Origin of the sequence: Campylobacter concisus (assembly GCF_003048835.2) — a bacterium.
GTDB lineage: Bacteria > Campylobacterota > Campylobacteria > Campylobacterales > Campylobacteraceae > Campylobacter_A > Campylobacter_A concisus_D.
Map to the genome: position 1 here is coordinate 140194 of NZ_CP060705.1, position 17479 is coordinate 157672.

The 17479-nt window shown below is 37.9% G+C and carries 17 protein-coding genes; 11 read left to right on the forward strand and 6 right to left on the reverse strand.

Annotated elements, in window-relative coordinates; translation table 11 throughout:
• Positions 1-4 precede the first annotated feature (4 nt).
• From CVT08_RS00730 to aqpZ, 8 genes are all read left to right on the forward strand, one after another.
• The gene (locus tag CVT08_RS00730; RefSeq protein WP_107855917.1) at positions 5-922 is read left to right on the forward strand and encodes a hypothetical protein; all 918 of its coding nucleotides are present in this window, start codon (positions 5-7) and stop codon (positions 920-922) included.
• Positions 923-986: 64 nt separating this feature from the next.
• On the forward strand, positions 987-1508 hold the full coding sequence (locus tag CVT08_RS00735) for an Hcp family type VI secretion system effector (RefSeq protein WP_012001093.1): 522 nt from the start codon (positions 987-989) through the stop codon (positions 1506-1508).
• 178 nt (positions 1509-1686) lie between these two features.
• The gene (locus tag CVT08_RS00740; protein WP_223227420.1) at positions 1687-2178 is read left to right on the forward strand and encodes a hypothetical protein; all 492 of its coding nucleotides are present in this window, start codon (positions 1687-1689) and stop codon (positions 2176-2178) included.
• Positions 2175-2723 carry a hypothetical protein gene (locus CVT08_RS00745; protein WP_223227421.1) on the forward strand — a complete coding sequence of 183 codons (549 nt, stop codon included), beginning with the start codon at positions 2175-2177 and terminating at the stop codon, positions 2721-2723. Before CVT08_RS00740 ends, CVT08_RS00745 begins: the two co-directional genes overlap by 4 nt.
• On the forward strand, positions 2720-3286 hold the full coding sequence (locus tag CVT08_RS00750) for a hypothetical protein (RefSeq protein ID WP_103645823.1): 567 nt from the start codon (positions 2720-2722) through the stop codon (positions 3284-3286). Before CVT08_RS00745 ends, CVT08_RS00750 begins: the two co-directional genes overlap by 4 nt.
• Positions 3283-3828 (forward strand): hypothetical protein, encoded by a 546-nt coding sequence (locus tag CVT08_RS00755; RefSeq protein WP_223227422.1) that lies wholly within the window; start codon positions 3283-3285, stop codon positions 3826-3828. The genes CVT08_RS00750 and CVT08_RS00755 overlap by 4 nt, the downstream gene beginning before the upstream one ends.
• The gene (locus tag CVT08_RS00760) at positions 3828-6686 is read left to right on the forward strand and encodes a type VI secretion system Vgr family protein (protein WP_196381010.1); all 2859 of its coding nucleotides are present in this window, start codon (positions 3828-3830) and stop codon (positions 6684-6686) included. The genes CVT08_RS00755 and CVT08_RS00760 overlap by 1 nt, the downstream gene beginning before the upstream one ends.
• 244 nt (positions 6687-6930) lie before the next feature.
• On the forward strand, positions 6931-7638 hold the full coding sequence (gene aqpZ / locus CVT08_RS00765; protein ID WP_107855916.1) for an aquaporin Z: 708 nt from the start codon (positions 6931-6933) through the stop codon (positions 7636-7638).
• A gap of 128 nt (positions 7639-7766) precedes the next feature.
• Here aqpZ and CVT08_RS00770 read toward each other — a convergent pair whose 3' ends face one another.
• The 6 genes from CVT08_RS00770 to ccoG form a co-directional block, all read right to left on the reverse strand.
• Positions 7767-7994 carry a hypothetical protein gene (locus tag CVT08_RS00770; RefSeq protein WP_004318043.1) on the reverse strand — a complete coding sequence of 76 codons (228 nt, stop codon included), beginning with the start codon at positions 7992-7994 and terminating at the stop codon, positions 7767-7769.
• A gap of 21 nt (positions 7995-8015) precedes the next feature.
• The gene (locus CVT08_RS00775) at positions 8016-9398 is read right to left on the reverse strand and encodes an efflux transporter outer membrane subunit (RefSeq protein WP_107855915.1); all 1383 of its coding nucleotides are present in this window, start codon (positions 9396-9398) and stop codon (positions 8016-8018) included.
• Positions 9388-12513: an efflux RND transporter permease subunit gene (locus CVT08_RS00780; protein ID WP_107855914.1), complete on the reverse strand. Its 3126-nt coding sequence runs from the start codon at positions 12511-12513 to the stop codon at positions 9388-9390. The genes CVT08_RS00775 and CVT08_RS00780 overlap by 11 nt, the downstream gene beginning before the upstream one ends.
• 10 nt (positions 12514-12523) lie before the next feature.
• On the reverse strand, positions 12524-13681 hold the full coding sequence (locus tag CVT08_RS00785) for an efflux RND transporter periplasmic adaptor subunit (RefSeq protein ID WP_107855913.1): 1158 nt from the start codon (positions 13679-13681) through the stop codon (positions 12524-12526).
• Positions 13682-13783: 102 nt separating this feature from the next.
• A complete protein-coding gene (locus CVT08_RS00790) occupies positions 13784-14416 on the reverse strand; it encodes a TetR/AcrR family transcriptional regulator (protein ID WP_107855912.1) in 633 nt (210 codons plus the stop codon).
• Between the two features lie 31 nt (positions 14417-14447).
• Complete coding sequence (ccoG, locus tag CVT08_RS00795; protein WP_107855911.1) at positions 14448-15773, reverse strand: cytochrome c oxidase accessory protein CcoG; 1326 nt, start codon at positions 15771-15773, stop codon at positions 14448-14450.
• A gap of 143 nt (positions 15774-15916) precedes the next feature.
• Between ccoG and rpsU the strand changes: the two genes are divergently transcribed.
• From rpsU to CVT08_RS00810, 3 genes are all read left to right on the forward strand, one after another.
• On the forward strand, positions 15917-16129 hold the full coding sequence (rpsU, locus tag CVT08_RS00800) for a 30S ribosomal protein S21 (RefSeq protein ID WP_009294994.1): 213 nt from the start codon (positions 15917-15919) through the stop codon (positions 16127-16129).
• Between the two features lie 103 nt (positions 16130-16232).
• Entirely contained in the window at positions 16233-16865 is a 633-nt protein-coding gene (locus tag CVT08_RS00805) for a DNA-binding protein (RefSeq protein WP_107855910.1), read from the forward strand.
• Positions 16862-17479, forward strand: coding sequence for a UPF0323 family lipoprotein (locus CVT08_RS00810; protein ID WP_004318051.1), 618 nt, complete (start codon positions 16862-16864; stop codon positions 17477-17479). The genes CVT08_RS00805 and CVT08_RS00810 overlap by 4 nt, the downstream gene beginning before the upstream one ends.

Here is a 17479-nt window from a genome sequence, read left to right on the forward strand (position 1 = left end):
AAATATGCAAGAAATAGCAGCGGTTATACAAAATTTTGATAAAGCTTCGAGCTTTTTGGCGCAGTATGTCATTTTTGATGAAAACGGTGGGGACATAGGCTCGCTAGATACGGTTAAATTTCCGTGCAGTGATACAAGCGGCTCTATAGCTTCAAAGCACGCTCATATAGGCTTTGAAGAGGGAGTTTTCACCATTTGCGGATATGAAGGATGCGAGATATTTTATAGCGATTCTTATTCGAAGTTGCCTGATGATTACGAAAGCGTGATAAATCCAGGAGATATTTTTAGGATAGGCGAGCTTAAATTTATATTTATAGATCCTTCTAGGATAGATGAATATGTCGGCAAAGCTCACAAGATCATAGAAAATACTAAAAATTTTGATGAGCTTGATAATAAAGAATTTGAGCCAGTTGGGAAAATTTCAAATGTTGATTTTAAAGAAGAGCCAAAGATAAATTCTCTCATCGATGAAGAAAAAGATATCACTTTAAATGAAAATGTTCATGATGTGCCTCTGAATTTAAATGAGAGTGCTCAAAATGTTGATGAAGAAGATATAAATAGCCAAAGGATGCTAACAGCAAAGAGCATGGATGAGCTTTTGATGAATTTGGTTGAGAGCATAAAAGTACAGCCAAATATGAGCCCTATAAGTGAGCAAAGCAGGACATTAAACACAAAAGATATGGAAACAATTATAAAAACGCTGCCTCTAAGCGACAACACGACGCTTGTTAATGCTGTTTTGCTTAAGCTTATTTGCAAAGAGCTATATAGTCAAATGTACGATATAGTCGAGAATAATTCATTTTTCAAATATCTCTCTGGTGCTGTAACAAAAAGCACCAGAGAAGATAAAGAGGCGTTTAATTATTTATTACATAAAGCACTTGAAAGCTATATGCTAAAAAAGTAATGTTTTTAATAAAATAGAAAGTTAATAAAAGTTAAAATAACCAAATTTTTTAATAGGAGTAAATATGTCACAACCAGTGTATATTAAGGTGAAAGGTTCTACTCAAGGACTTATCTCAAGTGGTGCTTCAACAGAAGCTAGTATCGGTAATCGCTATCAGTCAGGTCACGAAGATGAGATCATGGCGCAAGAGGTTTCTCACATCGTAACTGTTCCAGTGGATCCACAAAGTGGCCAACCATCAGGACAAAGAGTGCATAAGCCATTTAGCTTTACAACATCTTTAAACAAAGCTGTTCCACTTCTTTACAACGCATTAACTCAAGGCGAGAGACTTCCAGAGGTTGAGATCCACTGGTACAGAACATCAACTAGCGGTGGCGCTGAGCACTTCTTCACTACAAAGCTAGAAGATGCAACTATAACAGATATCACTCTAGTAAGTCCAAATGCTCAAGACAAGCTAAATAGCGACAAAACTGAGCTTTTTAAAGTTTCAATGAACTATAGAAAGATAGTTTGGGAGCACGTAGCTGCAGGCACAAGCGGAAGCGATGACTGGAGAGAAGCTACTAAAAAAGCTTAAAAAATAACCTAGGGATCCTCCCTAGGGATATCAATATTCTCGTTGGAAGGACACAAATGAGCCCTTTTTATCATTATCTTTTAAAACACCATGATATGTGAAATGCGATATGAAACACTTGGTTATAATCATATTTCTCATAACATCTTTATATTCACACGAAGCAAATTGCACGGATATGTTTGGACTCATTTATAATAAAAATTTAAGCGATGTTGAAACAGCTAAGTATATAAAATACTACATAGATGATCTTGGATGCGATGCTAATATGACTATTAAAATACCAGATATTTCAATAAGACCAAATTTATTAGAGTATGCTTATGATACAAATAAAACAAAAACTTTTGATACTCTTTTGGCAAAAGGTACATTCGCTAATGCAAGCTTGGCTACATCTATAGGTATGAGCTTTGCATTTTTCTTTAGAGAAAATGGTGTCGGTATAGACAACAAAAAAGCAAGCCCTGAGCTACTAGAATTTATAAAAACTCAAAAATATAAAGAATTCAAAGAAGAGAAATTTAAGCTAATCAAAAAACTATTAGATCATGGGCAAGACCCAAAAGATTATAAAGTTTTAAAGATTATTCTGAAAATTATAAATGATGAGAAAGATTTAGAGAATTTATTAAAAGATGGAGCTAAAAAGGAATTAGCACAATGAAGCAATTAGCAATAATCATATTTTTCATAACATCTTTATATTCACATGAAGCAAATTGCACGGATATGTTTGCTATGATTTTTGATAAAAATACGACTGATGAAAATACTGCTAAATGTATAGAATATTACATAGATGAGCTTGGGTGTGATGCTAATATAGTCCCAAGTTTCGCTAATGATGGCTCCAATTTACTAGATGCTGCTTATGAAAATAATAAGACTAAAACGTTTGACTTACTTTTGAATAAAGATATTACGCCAGATAAATGGCTAACTGCAATTATAGCAACAGAATTCCTAGTCTTTTTTAGAGAAAATAGCGATGGCATAAAAGACAAAAAAGCAAGCCCTGAGCTATTAGAATTTATAAAAACACCGAAATATAAAGAATTTAAAGAAGAGAAATTTAAATTAATTAAAAAACTATTAGATCATGGGCAAGATCCTTATTATTATGGTTATTTGAGAGTTATATTAAAGATAGTAGGAGATGAAAAAGATTTAGATAGACTGCTAGGGCAATATAAAAAGGATAATAAATGAGTGTATTGATTTCATTTATTATTAATATAGCAATCATCAATTTACATTATCTTGGATGCGTAAATTCATTAAATATTGTAGCAAACAAAGATATAAGCGATGAAAAAACAGCAATGTATATGAAAACATATATAGAAGATTTTAAATGTAGCCCAGATATCGGTGTAAAATCAACAAAACTGACATCCGCTTGGATTGATTTATTGTATCTTTCTTATGTAGTTGATAAGCCAAAAACTTTTGATTATATTTTGTCTAAAAAACCTACTATAACAAGAGAATTAATCGGTGGAATAATTTCAGATTATATAATTTATTTGGCAAAAAATGGCGTTTCAATATCCAAGAAAACACCAAATACTTTAAAGTCTTTAGAATTTCTAGAAACAGAGCAATATAAAAGATATAAAGAAGAAAAAATGACTTTAATCAAAAAAATATTAGATAACGGAGCTAAATCGGATCTATTTAAATATTTGCTTGAGACATTAGAATATATAAATGATGAAAAAGATTTAGAGAATTTATTAAATAATGGGAATAAAAAGGAATTAGCACAATGAGGCAATTAGCAATAATCATATTTCTCATAACATCTTTGTATTCACACGAAGCAAATTGCACGGATATGTTTGGGATTATTTTTGATAAAAAAATAACTGATGAAAATACCGCTAAATACATAGAATATTATATAGACAAACTGGGTTGTGATGCTAATGCTAGCGTAAAATTAAATAATTTAATGGCTAGATCGAATTTATTAGAATTTGCTTACGATGCAAACAAAACTAGAACTATTGACATGCTTTTAGACAAGGGTGCTACTCCAAATGGCTGGCTATCTACGTCAATAGGGCTTGACTTTTCGTTTTTTTTTAATAGTAATGGAGTTCCAATAGAGAATAAAAGAGCCAGTAAAGAATTGCTTAAATTTATAAAAACACCAAAATATAAGGAATTTAAAGAAGAGAAATTTAAACTGATCAAAAAACTATTAGATCATGGGCAAGACCCAAAAGATTATGTCGTTTTAAAATCTATTTTAAAAATTGTAAATGACGAAAAAGAATTTGATGAGTTAGTAGAAGGCAGGAATAGGTAATGGATTTATTTAATATAAGCAAGAAGAAACTTGAAGTAAAAAATGATAACACTGATTTGAAAGACTTTAAAGAAAAAACTACCTCACAAAATGCAAAAGACAATGTAGATGCTTTTATAAGAGTTTATCCTAAACCTCCACTAATGGACAAAATTTTTGATGCTGCTGGAGAAGGAGTAAAAAGAGGCATAGACGATCAAACAGAAATTAAATTCAGAAAATATAAAGAGGCAAAAAGGCTTGGCATACTGGAAGAGTCAAAGCCTACGATTAAATTAAATGATGCTGATATTAAAGAATTTGAAGAAAGATTACAAGAAGAAGAAAACGAAAAAAGATTGAAAGAGCAACAAATGGACAAAAACATAACATCACCAACATCATCACTAACTAAGCCAGTCATGCTAGCATCTGGCAACTCGGTGGCGACAGACGGCTTTGTAGATTATGGCGTATCTAGCGATGCCTTCTCTACTCTTCAGATAGCAAACGAAGCAAATGACAAATTTATTGTCACAAGGGCTGATATAAATGAGAGCTTAGAGGATATATTTAGCATAGAGTGCTTTGCCTATATAAATTTAGTCAAAAATCCGCTTTATGAAAATTTAGAGAGCATATATAACGATAACGCTCAAACTGGCATATATAGGTACCTTGATAAAGGCATGAAGCTAAGTATAAAAAGACCATCTTCTACAAACAAGAGTATCATCCCAAGCAATAATGGCAGCGACTATATCTACTTTAGCGGCATAGTAAGCGATGTCGAGTATCTAGGCGTTGATGACGATAGTAGTACAAATATAGACAAAAAATACTTCTTCAAATTTAAACTCACATCTTCGCTATATAGACTAAGTATAAATAGAGCAAATAGAATTTACACAGATCAAAGCGTGCTTGAAGTGGTAAAAGAAATTTTGTCTTTTAACAAGCAAAGGCTAACTAAAGAGCTAGACTTCTCAAATATCAAAAATAGCTACAATAAAAAAGAATTTATAGCGCAGTACAACGAAAGCGACCTAGCCTTTATAACAAGACTTTGCCATGATAGCGGTATATATTTTTATGAAGATAATGAGAAAATTTACTTTCACGATACCTTTATCCTAGCTTATAGCAACCAAGCTGAAGGCCTAGCACAAAGCGAGCCGAGCAAAGGTAAAGAGGCTAGAAAAGTAAGCTTTAATGTAAATTTAAACAACAATCTCGCAAGCGAACACATAAATAAAATCACAAAGAGCGAAACTCTAAAAGCAAACAGCTTCACCCACTCATTTCAAAACACGGCCTATCCAAACGTGCTAGAGAGCAAAAATGAGAAGATATTTGACGAGCAGGTAAATATCTATGATAAGCATATAAATTTAGATGAGTATTCATTTAGTGATACGAGGTTGCTTGAGGTCAGCACCTATCTTAAAAAGCTAAGAAGCGATATGCTTTTGAAAGAATTTGTCGCTAGCTCAAACGTCTTTGCTCTAAATTTAAACGACAATATCTCAGTCGCCATAGATCAAAGTAGTGGCGAGTATGAGTTTAAAATAATAGCTATAAAACACACTTATATAGACGAAAGTGTTTTAGAAAATACTCTAAATTTAGGTGACAATGTCCCTTTAAAAGATAAGAAATTTATAAGCTCATATACAAATGAGCTAAGCATCATCCCAAGCAGCGTGAAATTTGTACCAAGCTACAAGCAAAAGCCAAAAGCGCCTGACATCACTCTAGGTCTTGTTGTAGGACAAGATGGGCTAAATAGCCAAATAAACACCATCCATACGGATAGTTACGGCAGAGTAAAGGTAAGACTAAACGCCTTTAGCACGCAAGAGCAGATAGATAAAGACGACACCATAAACGCAAGCTATCATAAAAGTGCCTATCTAAGAGTGATCACACCTATCGCAAGCAACAGCTCTGGCTTCTTTGCGATACCTAGGGTCGGCGATGAGGTGATCATCTCATTTTTGCAAAACGACATAGACAACCCAGTGGTAAGCGGTAGCCTCTATAATGCCTCAAATATGCCACTAGTAAATGTAGATAACAACTACCATCAAACATCGCTTAGCTCAAAAACGATCGGCGCAAACGAGACTGGTATAAACGAGATCACTCTATCAAACTTAAAAAACAAAGAGCAAATTTATGTAAAAGCCGAGAAAGACTACGATGAGCTAGTAAATAACGACTTTTCACAAACGATACTAAATGACAAGAGCTCGCAGGTACACGGCAGCTATACAGAGAGGGTCAAAAAAGCACATATCCAAACGATAGATCTTGCTAAAAACGTAAATGTCGGTGGAGAATATCTAACGACGGTTGGACTTTCAAAAGATACGGTAGTAGGCGTCTCAAATACACTAAATGTAGCTGTTGATGATACAACTAGAGTTGGTCAAGATAGACACGAGTTTGTCGGCAATGACAAATTTGTCGAGATAAAATCAAACCTCAACACAACCATACACAACGATGAGACTAAAGAGATAAAAGGTACCAAAGAGCAAAACATAGATGGTAGCTACAAGCTAAACTCTCAAAAGGGTATAAATGAGTTTAGTAACGAGCATATCGTGCTTCAGGCAAACAACTACATCGACATAAATGCTAAGTCAAATTTCACAACAAAAACAGCCGCGCAGCACACCGAGATGGCAGACTCTAAGTTTAGCGAGATCGAGACGACATACGAGGTCAATGCTAAAAATGAGATCATCCACCAAGTAGGCAGCACCAAAGTAACCATAAATGGCGCAAGTGTCGTGATAGAAGTTGGCGGCATAAAAGCGATATTTGACAGCATGGGACTAAGAGTCATCGGCGGAGATATCAAGGCGTTGTAAAATACATAAAAACCTGTCAGTAATTGGCGGGTTTTTACAAATTTATTAAAAACGATTTAGCTTTTACATAGAGCTTATATAAAAACTATCAAATTTTTACTAGCACTTATAGCTACTCTAAAGCACTCTAAATTTTGTTTAGTTATACAAGCAAAATTTATATAAAATTTTATCTTTACAATATTTTGTAATGTCACACGTTTTTGCTAAAATCGCCCCTTTTAATTTACCTAAAAGGGAGAAAATGAAGAGATATTTAGCCGAGTTTTTTGGCACATTTTGGTTAGTTTTTGGAGGTTGCGGTAGTGCGATATTTGCAGCAGCTTTTCCAGAGCTTGGCATTGGATTTGTAGGTGTTGCGCTTGCTTTTGGTCTTACGGTTCTTACGATGGCTTACGCAGTTGGTCACATTAGTGGCGGGCACTTCAACCCGGCTGTATCAGTTGGCTTGCTAGTTGGCGGAAGATTTGATAAAAAAGACTTCGTGCCTTACGTCATCGCACAGGTTATCGGAGCGATCGTAGCAGCAGCTGTGCTATATCTCATCGCTTCAGGCAAGGCTGGATTTGACGCTACTGCGAGCGGTTTTGCTAGCAACGGATACGGCGAGCACTCACCAAATGGCTATAATCTAGTCTCAGCGCTAGTTGCAGAGGTCGTTCTAACTGCGTTTTTCCTTATCATTATCCTAGGCGCGACTGATGAGCGTGCTCCAAAGGGCTTTGCACCGATCGCTATTGGCCTTGGCTTGACGCTGATACACCTTATCTCGATACCTATCACAAACACATCGGTTAATCCAGCTCGCTCAACTGGCGTTGCGATATTTCAAGGTACTTGGGCGTTAGAGCAGCTTTGGCTTTTCTGGGTTGCGCCTATCGTTGGAGCTATCATCGGAGCTATCATTTATAGAATTTTAGGCTGCACATGCGGCTGCAAAAGCGCAAAATAATCAAATTTTATGCTTCAAGGGGCGATCTTCGCCCTTTCTACTCTTTCAAATTTAAATAAGTAAAAAGAAATTTATAAGATATTTTGAGGGATCATCTAAGAAATTTAATTCTTAGATGAAAAGAGGATTTAGGCCTTTTTTGTCATCGCCCTAATAGGTATAACAAATATCGCTGCGATAAGGTAAAAAACGATACCAAAGACAGCTGCCATCATAAATATCTCGCCGATATCATAAAAGCTTGACTCAAGCCTAATGGTATCCACGTAATTTATCGCAAACCATAATGCTACGCCAAGAGCGATAGCAAAAACAAAAAATCCCCAAGAAAATAAAAAATTTAAAATCTTAGTCATCAACTTTTCTCCTTTTTGAGTTTATTTATCTACTTTAAATCCGCCGCCAAGTGCTCTGTAAACTTCAACCGCGCTATCTACCTCATCAAGCTTAGCTGAGATATCTTGAAGCTTTGCTTGAAGCAAATTTCTCTGTGCATCAAGAAGCTCTAGGTGTCCGATGTAGCCAGCGTTATACTGATCTTTAGCAAGCGAATAAATTTTTTGCTGCGATTGTAGCAAATTTTTTACCTGATCCAAAGAGAGCTTTGCGTTTTGCCTTGATATAAGAGCATCTCTAACCTCGCCAAGGGCTGATCTAACAGTCGCTTCGTAAGTGACGGCCGCGATTTGCTCGTTTGTCTCAGCAACTCGGACATTGTTTTTTGTCCTGCCATAGTCAAATATCTTTTGAGCTAAAGAGCCGCCTATGTTCCAAGTATTGGCATTTCCTACAAATATATTTTCAAAATCAATACTTGTAAAGCCCAAAAGTCCGGTAAGTGAGATCGTAGGAAAATAATCAGCCTTTGCCACTCCTACAAGGGCATTTGTAGCTTTTAGATCTGCTAGCGCCTTTGCCACGTCGCTTCTTCTAAGCAAAACATCTGAGCTGATGCCAGCCTTTATCTCAGGTGAGCTTGGTAAATTTTGCGCACTAGCAACGGCTCCTTTTAAAATTTCATCATTGCTCTTGCCAGTTAGGATGGCAAGTGAAGTAAGCGCTTGTGACTTTGAGTTTAGCACTGAAGTTAGGCTTGTTTTTGCCCTTTCAACTTCAGCCTTACTTTGCAGATAGGTCATCTCATTTATGCCACCAAGATCAAGCTGCGTTTTGCGAAGCGCTAACGTATCTTCGTAGGTCTTTAGTGTCTCTTTTAGCACTGCTTCTTGCATGTTTAGTGACACTAGAGCAAAGTAGCTTTTTGCCACACTTGAGCTAAGGCTTAGTCTAGCGCTATCGTAGTCAAATTTGCTCGCATTTAAATTTTCATTAGCTGCAAGCACGCTATTTCGCACTCTACCCCAAAGATCTATCTCATAGTTTAGTCCTAAATTTATGCTCGAGCTTCTATAACGTGTTTGAGGCTGCTTGGTGTAGGTTTCACCACTGGTTTTTGCCTTGGTATAACTTACATTTAAATTTACCCCCGGTAGCAAGTCAGCCTCAGCAATGCCAAGGCTTGCCTTTGCTTTTTGTAAATTTAAATATGCAATGCGTAAATTTGTATTTTTCTCAAGTGCACTTTCGACTAGAGAATTTAAATTTTCATCGTGAAATTCTTTCCACCAAAGATCTCTTATATCGCTTGTCTCGAAAGTGTATGTCGAGGTGAAATTTGTATCCACGTTTGGCATATCTGGGCGAAACGAGCAACCAGCCAAAAACGCCGCTGTTATAAGTATAAACGCCTTATTTCTCATCTTTTTTTGCTCCCTTTTTCCAGTATTTTTCATTTAAAGTTTCAAGCAAATAGTAAAACATAGGCACGAAAAATATCGCTATTGTGGTAGAAGCGATCATACCGCCAACTACGCCAGTTCCTAGTGAGTGACGAGATGCAGCGCCAGCACCCGTGCTTATAACCATTGGGAAAACGCCTAGAGTAAATGCGATCGAGGTCATTACGATAGGTCTAAAGCGAAGTTTGGCCGCATTTACAGCTGATTCAAATATACTCTTTCCACTCTCGCGCTCTTGCATAGCAAATTCTACGATCAAAATGGCGTTTTTGGCCGCTAGACCGATGAGTAGCAAGAGTCCGATCTCAAAGTAGATATCGTTTGTCAGTCCTCTTATCCAAACAGCTAGCAACGAGCCAAATACTGCAAACGGCACGGCAGTGATGACTGCAAGTGGGATGAGCCACCTCTCGTACTGAGCGGCAAGGATTAGGAAGACAAAGATCATACCAAAGATAAAGGCAGTTGTGCCTGTTCCTTGAGAATTTACCTCCTGATATGCCGTTCCAGCCCAGCTGATAGAGTATTCGTCGCTACTTAAAGTGTCATTTACGACCTCTTGGATCGCTTTGATCGCGTCACCTGATGTGTAGCCAGGCTTTGGCTCACCCATGATCTTAGCTGATGGGAAAAGGTTAAATCTATCGACGATATCAGGTCCGATCGATCTTGTGAGCGTCGCTACTGAATTTAGTGGCACCATGCCGCCATCTTTTGAGCGGACAAAAATTTTCCTTAGATCCTCAGGGTTGTTTCTAAAGTTATCGCTCGCCCTTGCATATACGCGGTAAGACTTGCCCGCAAGGTTGAAGTCGTTTATGTAGTAAGAGCCAAAAGTAGCCGCTATCGTGCTAAAAATTTCGCTCTCGCTTACGCCAAACAGCTTTGCTTTCTCTTTATCTACGGTTATTTTAAACTGGCGGTAGTTTGTCTCAAGCGTAGTTCTCACATTTGTTAGCTCAGGTCTTGCATTTGCCGCTGCAGCTACTTTTCTAGCGTCCGTTTCTATCTCATTATAGCTCTTGCCGCTCTTGTTTTGTAGATACATTTCAAAGCCACCAGTCATCGATAAGCCCATGATAGGAGGTAAATTTACAACAAAGGTCATTGAGTTTTTAGAGCCCCAAAGCATGCCGTTAAATTGCCCAGCCAAAGCATCTGCGCTATCTGCAGCGCCTTTTCTCTCGCTCCAGTCTTTTAGTTTAATAAAGCTAATGGCTGAGTTTTCTCTAAGTGAGCCAGCTAGCATATCGTATCCTGCAAAACCCATGCTAAATTCAACATTTGGATTGCTCAAAATCGCACCGCTGATAGAGGCTAGCTCATCTTTTGTCTTTAGCATATTTGTAGAAGGTGGAAGCGAGGTGATAACCATCAAAGCGCCCTTGTCCTCTGAAGGCACAAGTCCTTTTGGCACTTTCTGAAATAGCCCATACGTTGCAAATCCCATGATACCAATGACAATAAAGCTAATAAATACATGTTTTAAAATTTTTGCCACGCCTGCTGTGAAAATTTTAGTGCTAAAGTCAAAAAAGTCGTTAAATTTCTGAACTATCCAAAATGGCTTGCTCTCTTGCCTTTTAAGCATAACCGCGCAAAGTGCTGGCGTAAGAGTAAGAGCAACAAAGCCAGAGATACAAACAGAGACGACAAGTGTTAGCGCAAACTGCTTTTGTATAACGCCTACAAAGCCCTCCATAAAAGATACCGGCACGAAAACCGCACAAAGTACTAGCACGATAGAGATAACTGGAGTTTGAACCTCCTCCATCGCCTTAAATGTCGCGTCTTTTACGCTTATCCCTTTATCTTCATGTAAAATTCTCTCGACGTTTTCTATAACGATGATGGCGTCATCCACGACGATACCGATGGCAAGAACTAGGGCGAAAAGCGTGATCAAATTTATACTAAAGCCCATGATATAAAGTCCGCCAAATGTACCTATGATAGAGACTGGTACAGCGAGCATCGGTATGATGGTGGCTCTAAAGCTCTTTAAGAAAAAGTATATTACGATAAGAACAAGTAGCATCGCTTCGATGAAAGTTTTTATAACTTCGTCTATTGAGACAGTGATAAATTCAGTTGGGTTGTAGGCTATGGTGTGCTCTAGTCCAACTGGGTAGGTTTTCTTTAGCTCTTCAAGCTTTGCAGCTACTGCCTCTGCAGTTGCTAGTGCGTTTGCATCGTTTTGTAAAAATAGCAAAAGTGGCACTGCTGGCTTGCCATTTAGCATAGCATCTGATGCGTAGCTAGCAGCTCCAAGCTCGACTGTGGCGACCTCTTTTAGTTTTACGACGCTGCCGTCCTCACTCTTTATCAAAATTTCACCAAACTGCTTTGGATCTTTAAAACGACCTTCAGAAACGACCGAGTAAACATAGGGATTTTCACCTTTTGATGGTTGCTCGCCGATCTTACCAGCGGCGTATTGTGAGTTTTGAATTTTTACTTGAGAGATGACGTCGCTTGGAGTTAGTTTAAACTGAGCGAGCTTGTCTGGCTTTAGCCAAATTCTCATTGAGTACTCTTTGCTGCCAATGAGCGCTGTATCGCCGATGCCATTTACTCTTTTGATCTCGTCGGCGATGTTTAAATTTACATAGTTGTATAGCTCAACTAGGTTCATATTTGGGTTTGAAAAGCCAACTACTTGAAGGATCGAGCCACTTCTTTCGCGCACTGTTACACCCATGCTTTGCACCTCTTGTGGGAGTCTTGAAAGGGCAGCTTGCACGCGGTTATTTACGTCGATCGTAGCTTGTTTTGATGATGAGCCGATCTTAAAATATACACTTATATTCATAGTGCCTGCTGAGCTTGATGTGCTTTGCATATAGAGCATATTTTCAACACCATTTATCTGATCCTCAATGGCACTTGCGACTGAGTCAGCGATCGTCTGTGCATCAGCACCGCTATATGTCGCAGTTACAGAGACAGTAGGCGGGGTAAGACTTGGATACTCCTCTATAGGAAGCCCCTTGATACCCATAAAACCTGCTATAACTATGATGATAGATATAACAGTTGCAAATATCGGGCGGTTTATGAAAAATCTTGAAAACATCTATCTGCCTTTACTTGCTACTTGTAGCGTTTGCATCTTTGTTTAAGAAATTTGCGCTTAAGTCTTTGTCAGTTTCAACTGGTGCGCCAACTCCGATTTTAAGGAAGTTATTAACTATTATCTTATCGCCCTCTTCAAGGCCCTCAGTCACTACGACCATATCCTTTGTTTGGTAGCTAGTTTTAACATTTTTCTGGCTTACTTTGCCATCTTTTACGACTAAAACATAAGAGTTTGTGGCACTTTGTTGAAGGGCAACTTGAGGGATGTTGAAGGCATTTTTTTGCACAAATCCACTCATATTTATATGACCAAACGCACCTGGTAAAATTTTACCTTCGCTGTTATCAAAACTAGCCTTTGCCAAAACGCTGCCAGTTGCGGTATTTACGACGTTATCTATAAATGTCACTTTGCCAGTGAAATTTTCATTGTTTAAATTTAAGACAGCCTCGCTATTTAGTTGCTGCCAAGCGCCGTTATCTAAATTTGCTTTTCTACTTAGATTATCCACGTCTGCGATGTAAAAGTCAGCCTCGATCGGATTTATCTTTGTTAGTCTTACAAGCTGGGTTTGGCTTGCTGTTACAAGTGAGCCAACATCGACTTTATTATCGCCCACTACGCCGTCAAATGGAGCCGTGATAGTTGTATAGCCAAGATCGATCTTGGCATTTTTTAAAGTTGCTTTTGCGCTTACTAAAGTTGCATTTGCGATGTCATAAGCTGCAACGGCTGCGTCGTAGTCTTTTTGAGAGACTGCATTTTTCTTATAAAGGGCAGAAATTCTTTTAAACTCAGTTTCAGCATTTTTTAAATTTGCATTTGCCACGCCAACAGCTGCGTCAAGCGAGTCAAAGCTGGCTTGATATTTTTCCGGATCTATCAAAAATAGCTTATCTCCAGCCTTTACCTTATCGCCTGGCTTAAAAAACTGCTTTATGATCGTGCCGCTAACTTTTGGATAGATGATGACATCTTGGTTGCTTGTAACTGTGGCTGTGTAGTCAAAGCTAATAGGCACATCTGCTTTTTGTGCAACAAATATATCAACATGAGATGTTGGCATCTGGCGGCCTGCAGCAGCCTTTTTGTCGCCACTTTCAAAGCAGCCAGAAAAGAAAAAAACGGCAGCTGAAAGCACAAGAAAACTTTTAAATTTCAACATAAAAACCTCTCTTAATTTTAAAATTTAATCCCAAATTTAGTTTTGTAATAATCATTACAAAATTTTAAAAGTCCCTGACTATAACCAAAAATAAATTAAAAGTCAATTTTGCTTTTTAATGACGCCATTTAAAAATAGCTCAACGTACAAAGCAACGTGCTCTTCACGCTCTTTTTTGCTAAGTTTTGGCTCTTCGTTTAATATAAGTGCATCGTAGTAATAAACTCCGATCACGCTCTGCATAAAGCACTTTGCGACAAATTTGGCTTGAAATTTTGGATTAAGCTGGGCTTTTATCTCATCTCTTTTGAGGAAATTTATAAGCACAAGGTCGATCTTATTTAAAATTTGATCCAAAAATGCCCTGCCCAAAAGTCCGCCATCTTTAGGGCCCTCGCTCATCATTATCCTGCCAAGTGAGATTTTTTTCTTGGTGCAGATGATAGAGAAGATGATGGTTGCAAATTTGGTTAAAAACTCCTCTAAGCTATGAGAAATTTTAAGATCTATCTTCTCATCGATCTCGTTTATAAGCTCATCTATCTCATGCTCGATGATCGCTTTAAAAAGCCCCTCTTTGTTTTCAAAAAATGTATAAATGCTAGCTAGAGAGCCACCACTAATTGCGACGATATCGCTTAGGCTAGTTTTTTCATAGCCATTTTTCAAAAATAGCTCAAGCGCTGTTTTTACGATGAGTTCGTATCGTTTTTTGCCTTTTTCTGAGATCGCCATTTTACTTCCCACTGAATTTTTCGCTATTTTATCATCTTTTAGGATAGATAAAGGTGCTGGCTCTTTGCACGCTGATAGTTGGCTCGTCAGTCGCGTAAGCTTTTATATTTATATGTTTTAAAAGATCTTTTTCGCTTGTATTTTCATTTTTTGATTTTAGCGTGACGATGACCTTTTGTTTTGCGCCAGCTTTTAGCGTAAAAGGCCTATTTGGACGCGAAATTTCTATACTTTTATCATCTATCTCAAAGAAAAATGTATGCTCTTTATTTTGGGTATTTTGCACCAAAAAGACGTAAGAATTTTCAACTTCACCTTGATCTAAAACCTTGTAAAGCTCGCTAGTTCTATTTATATTTAAAAGCATGCTCTCTTTTTTGCCGCTCATCAGCGCCGCAGCTATCAAAACTACGCACAAAATGACAAGATAAGCAACCGTTCTAAATCTAAAAATTTTCACCTTTTTATTTTCATTTTGAGAATTTATACTTCTCCACTCTATAAGCGAACTTTCGTTAAAGTGCCCCATCACTTTAGCGCACGCGTCACTGCACTCAAGGCAGTTTATACACTCAAGCTGCATGCCCTTTCTTATATCTATGTGCGTTGGGCATATCCTCACGCAGGCCTCGCACCCAGTACAAAGCGCGCCTTCTTCTTTTGGCTTTTTAAATTTCTCCCGGCCATCATATATGACGCCGCCTCTTTTTTGATTGTAGATGACTTGTATCGTGTCGCTATCAAACATAACTGACTGCACTCTCGCATAAGGGCAGACATAGACGCAGAAATTCTCTTTTAAAATGACCACGTCATAGACTAGCCAAGCAGCGATGCTAAGCCAAAATGCAAGTAAAATTTTATGTTCGCTTGGCTCGCTTATATAGGCTAAAAACTCAAATGGTGGCACAAAAAACCACATGAAATTTGCCGCTATAATAAGAGCTAAAACGCACCAAATTCCAACTGCTAATGCACGCTTAACAATTTGACCTTGTGGCTCATTTTGTTTGTTTTGGATATTTTTTCTGATCTTTAAAATTTTAGTTTGCAAAAGGTCACGAAAGACCGCTCTAAAAATGGTCTGCGGACAGCTCCAGCCACACCAGACGCGCCCTGCAAGCGTCGTTAGGAAAAATATGCTTAAAAACAAAGTGATAAACAAAAACGGCAGCAAATATAGCTCTTGCATGTCAAATTTTGTAAAAAATAGATCAACTCTGCTCTTATCAAAGCTCAGCAAAAATAGCTGCGCGTCGTTTATCCTGATAAATGGCAAAATAAATACAAATAACGTGATACAGGCGAAAAAAATGTAACGCCTCTTGGCGTAGGTAAGATGAACATCCTTTGACATGGTGAGCCTTTTTTGAAATTTCAAGATTATAAATTTTGGGTTATTAAAAAAGTATTAAATATTTTAAATTTGCCTAAAAGCTTAAATTTATGAAAGTTAAACTATACTCACGGCTTATTTTAATCTGAAAGGTGGTGAGGACGTTGCCTGGTATTAAGGTACATCCTAACGAGTCATTTGACGAGGGTTACAGGAAGTTTAAAAAACAAACTGACCGTAACTTAGTCGTAACTGAAGCAAGAGCTAGACGTTTCTTTGAGCCTAAAACTGAGATCCGCAAGAAACAAAAAATTGCAGCTCGCAAGAAAATGCTTAAACGTCTTTATATGCTTAGACGCTACGAGTCAAGACTCTAAAACCAAGACAAAGAGGGCTTTGCTCTCTTTGTTTAACTCTTCTTTTAGCCTTATTTTTTTATAATCAAAGCAATTTTTTTATTTTATTTTAAACGGAAATCCGATGCAAAAGCTAGCTGTAAATGAAGCTGCAGAAATTTTAGGCATAACAAAAGAAGCAGTCTATAATAGAATTCGCCGAGGCTCGTTAAAAACGGTCATTGAAAATGGCACTAAATTTGTCATCCTTGACGAGGAGCCAAGTAGCGAAAAACCCACAAAAACCGCCCCAAAAAGCACAAAATCTAAATCCCAAAACGACGAGTTTGTAAGTTACTTGCTAAATGAGCTAAATGAGCTAAAGAGCTTAAATTTAAATTTGCAAGCCGACAAAGATAGGCTTTTTAAAGAAAAAGAGCAGATGCTCATCGAGCGAAAAAATGAAATTTTGCAAATTTATAAGGATAGAGACGAGAAGCTCATGCAGTTTCTAAACGCCATGCAAAGACCGCTTTTAGCACCTAAAAACGAAAGTGCCGCAAGCGAAGTGGCGATAGATGCGCAGATAGAGGACGAGTCAAAATGGATAAATTTAAGCGAATATCTAAAGGAGTTAAATTTAAAACCAAAAGCGACAAAAAAGATCAGTGAAAAGATAATAAAAGCGATACATCACTCCAAATTTATCAAATTTAAACGCGGCGTGATACTTGTTAGAAGACATAAAAATTTAAAAGAGTTGATAGGAGAGATATGAAACATATTAAAAAAATAGCTACTTATGCTGCGGTTGGAGGATTTGGTGCCATTATCATGGCTGGACTTGCTGGTTGCGGAAGCGACGATGGTGGTAATGAAAACGCACTAAACGAAGTTGCGCAAAAAAATGGCGCCTTTGTCATCATCGAAGAGAGCGCGCCTGGCGTTTATAAAATCTTAGAAGAGTACCCAAGTACCGAAACTAGGGTCGTGCTAAAAGATATGAACGGCACTGAGCGCGTGCTTAGCAAAGATGAGATCGATAAGCTTCTAGCGCAAGCAAACGCAAAGATCGACAACAACACTTCAAATTTGACAAGAACTAGCGACGCACAGCTAAGTAGCGGCGGGCTAAGTCTTGGCGAGACGATCCTTGCCTCAGCAGCTGGCGCGATACTTGGTAGCTGGATAGGCAGTAAGCTCTTTGGCAACCAAAATTTCCAAGCAAATCGCCAAAGCACATATAAAAATCCAAGTGCCTACACAAGAAGCGTCGATAGCTTTAATAAGCAAAAAGCGGCAAATTCTGCTGCAAGAAGCAGCGGTGGTAAGAGTGGATTTTTCGGTGGTGGCTCAAAGTCAGGCTCTAGCTCATCAAGTTTTGGAGGCTGA

Bases quoted from the DNA above. Each gene is read 5' to 3' on its own strand.
- CVT08_RS00730 (WP_107855917.1), top strand. From the start codon at position 5: ATGCAAGAAATAGCAGCGGTTATACAAAATTTTGATAAAGCTTCGAGC.
- CVT08_RS00735 (WP_012001093.1), top strand. From the start codon at position 987: ATGTCACAACCAGTGTATATTAAGGTGAAAGGTTCTACTCAAGGACTT.
- CVT08_RS00740 (WP_223227420.1), top strand. From the start codon at position 1,687: ATGTTTGGACTCATTTATAATAAAAATTTAAGCGATGTTGAAACAGCT.
- CVT08_RS00745 (WP_223227421.1), top strand. From the start codon at position 2,175: ATGAAGCAATTAGCAATAATCATATTTTTCATAACATCTTTATATTCA.
- CVT08_RS00750 (WP_103645823.1), top strand. From the start codon at position 2,720: ATGAGTGTATTGATTTCATTTATTATTAATATAGCAATCATCAATTTA.
- CVT08_RS00755 (WP_223227422.1), top strand. From the start codon at position 3,283: ATGAGGCAATTAGCAATAATCATATTTCTCATAACATCTTTGTATTCA.
- CVT08_RS00760 (WP_196381010.1), top strand. From the start codon at position 3,828: ATGGATTTATTTAATATAAGCAAGAAGAAACTTGAAGTAAAAAATGAT.
- aqpZ (WP_107855916.1), top strand. From the start codon at position 6,931: ATGAAGAGATATTTAGCCGAGTTTTTTGGCACATTTTGGTTAGTTTTT.
- CVT08_RS00770 (WP_004318043.1), bottom strand. From the start codon at position 7,994: ATGACTAAGATTTTAAATTTTTTATTTTCTTGGGGATTTTTTGTTTTT.
- CVT08_RS00775 (WP_107855915.1), bottom strand. From the start codon at position 9,398: ATGAGAAATAAGGCGTTTATACTTATAACAGCGGCGTTTTTGGCTGGT.
- CVT08_RS00780 (WP_107855914.1), bottom strand. From the start codon at position 12,513: ATGTTTTCAAGATTTTTCATAAACCGCCCGATATTTGCAACTGTTATA.
- CVT08_RS00785 (WP_107855913.1), bottom strand. From the start codon at position 13,681: ATGTTGAAATTTAAAAGTTTTCTTGTGCTTTCAGCTGCCGTTTTTTTC.
- CVT08_RS00790 (WP_107855912.1), bottom strand. From the start codon at position 14,416: ATGGCGATCTCAGAAAAAGGCAAAAAACGATACGAACTCATCGTAAAA.
- ccoG (WP_107855911.1), bottom strand. From the start codon at position 15,773: ATGTCAAAGGATGTTCATCTTACCTACGCCAAGAGGCGTTACATTTTT.
- CVT08_RS00805 (WP_107855910.1), top strand. From the start codon at position 16,233: ATGCAAAAGCTAGCTGTAAATGAAGCTGCAGAAATTTTAGGCATAACA.
- CVT08_RS00810 (WP_004318051.1), top strand. From the start codon at position 16,862: ATGAAACATATTAAAAAAATAGCTACTTATGCTGCGGTTGGAGGATTT.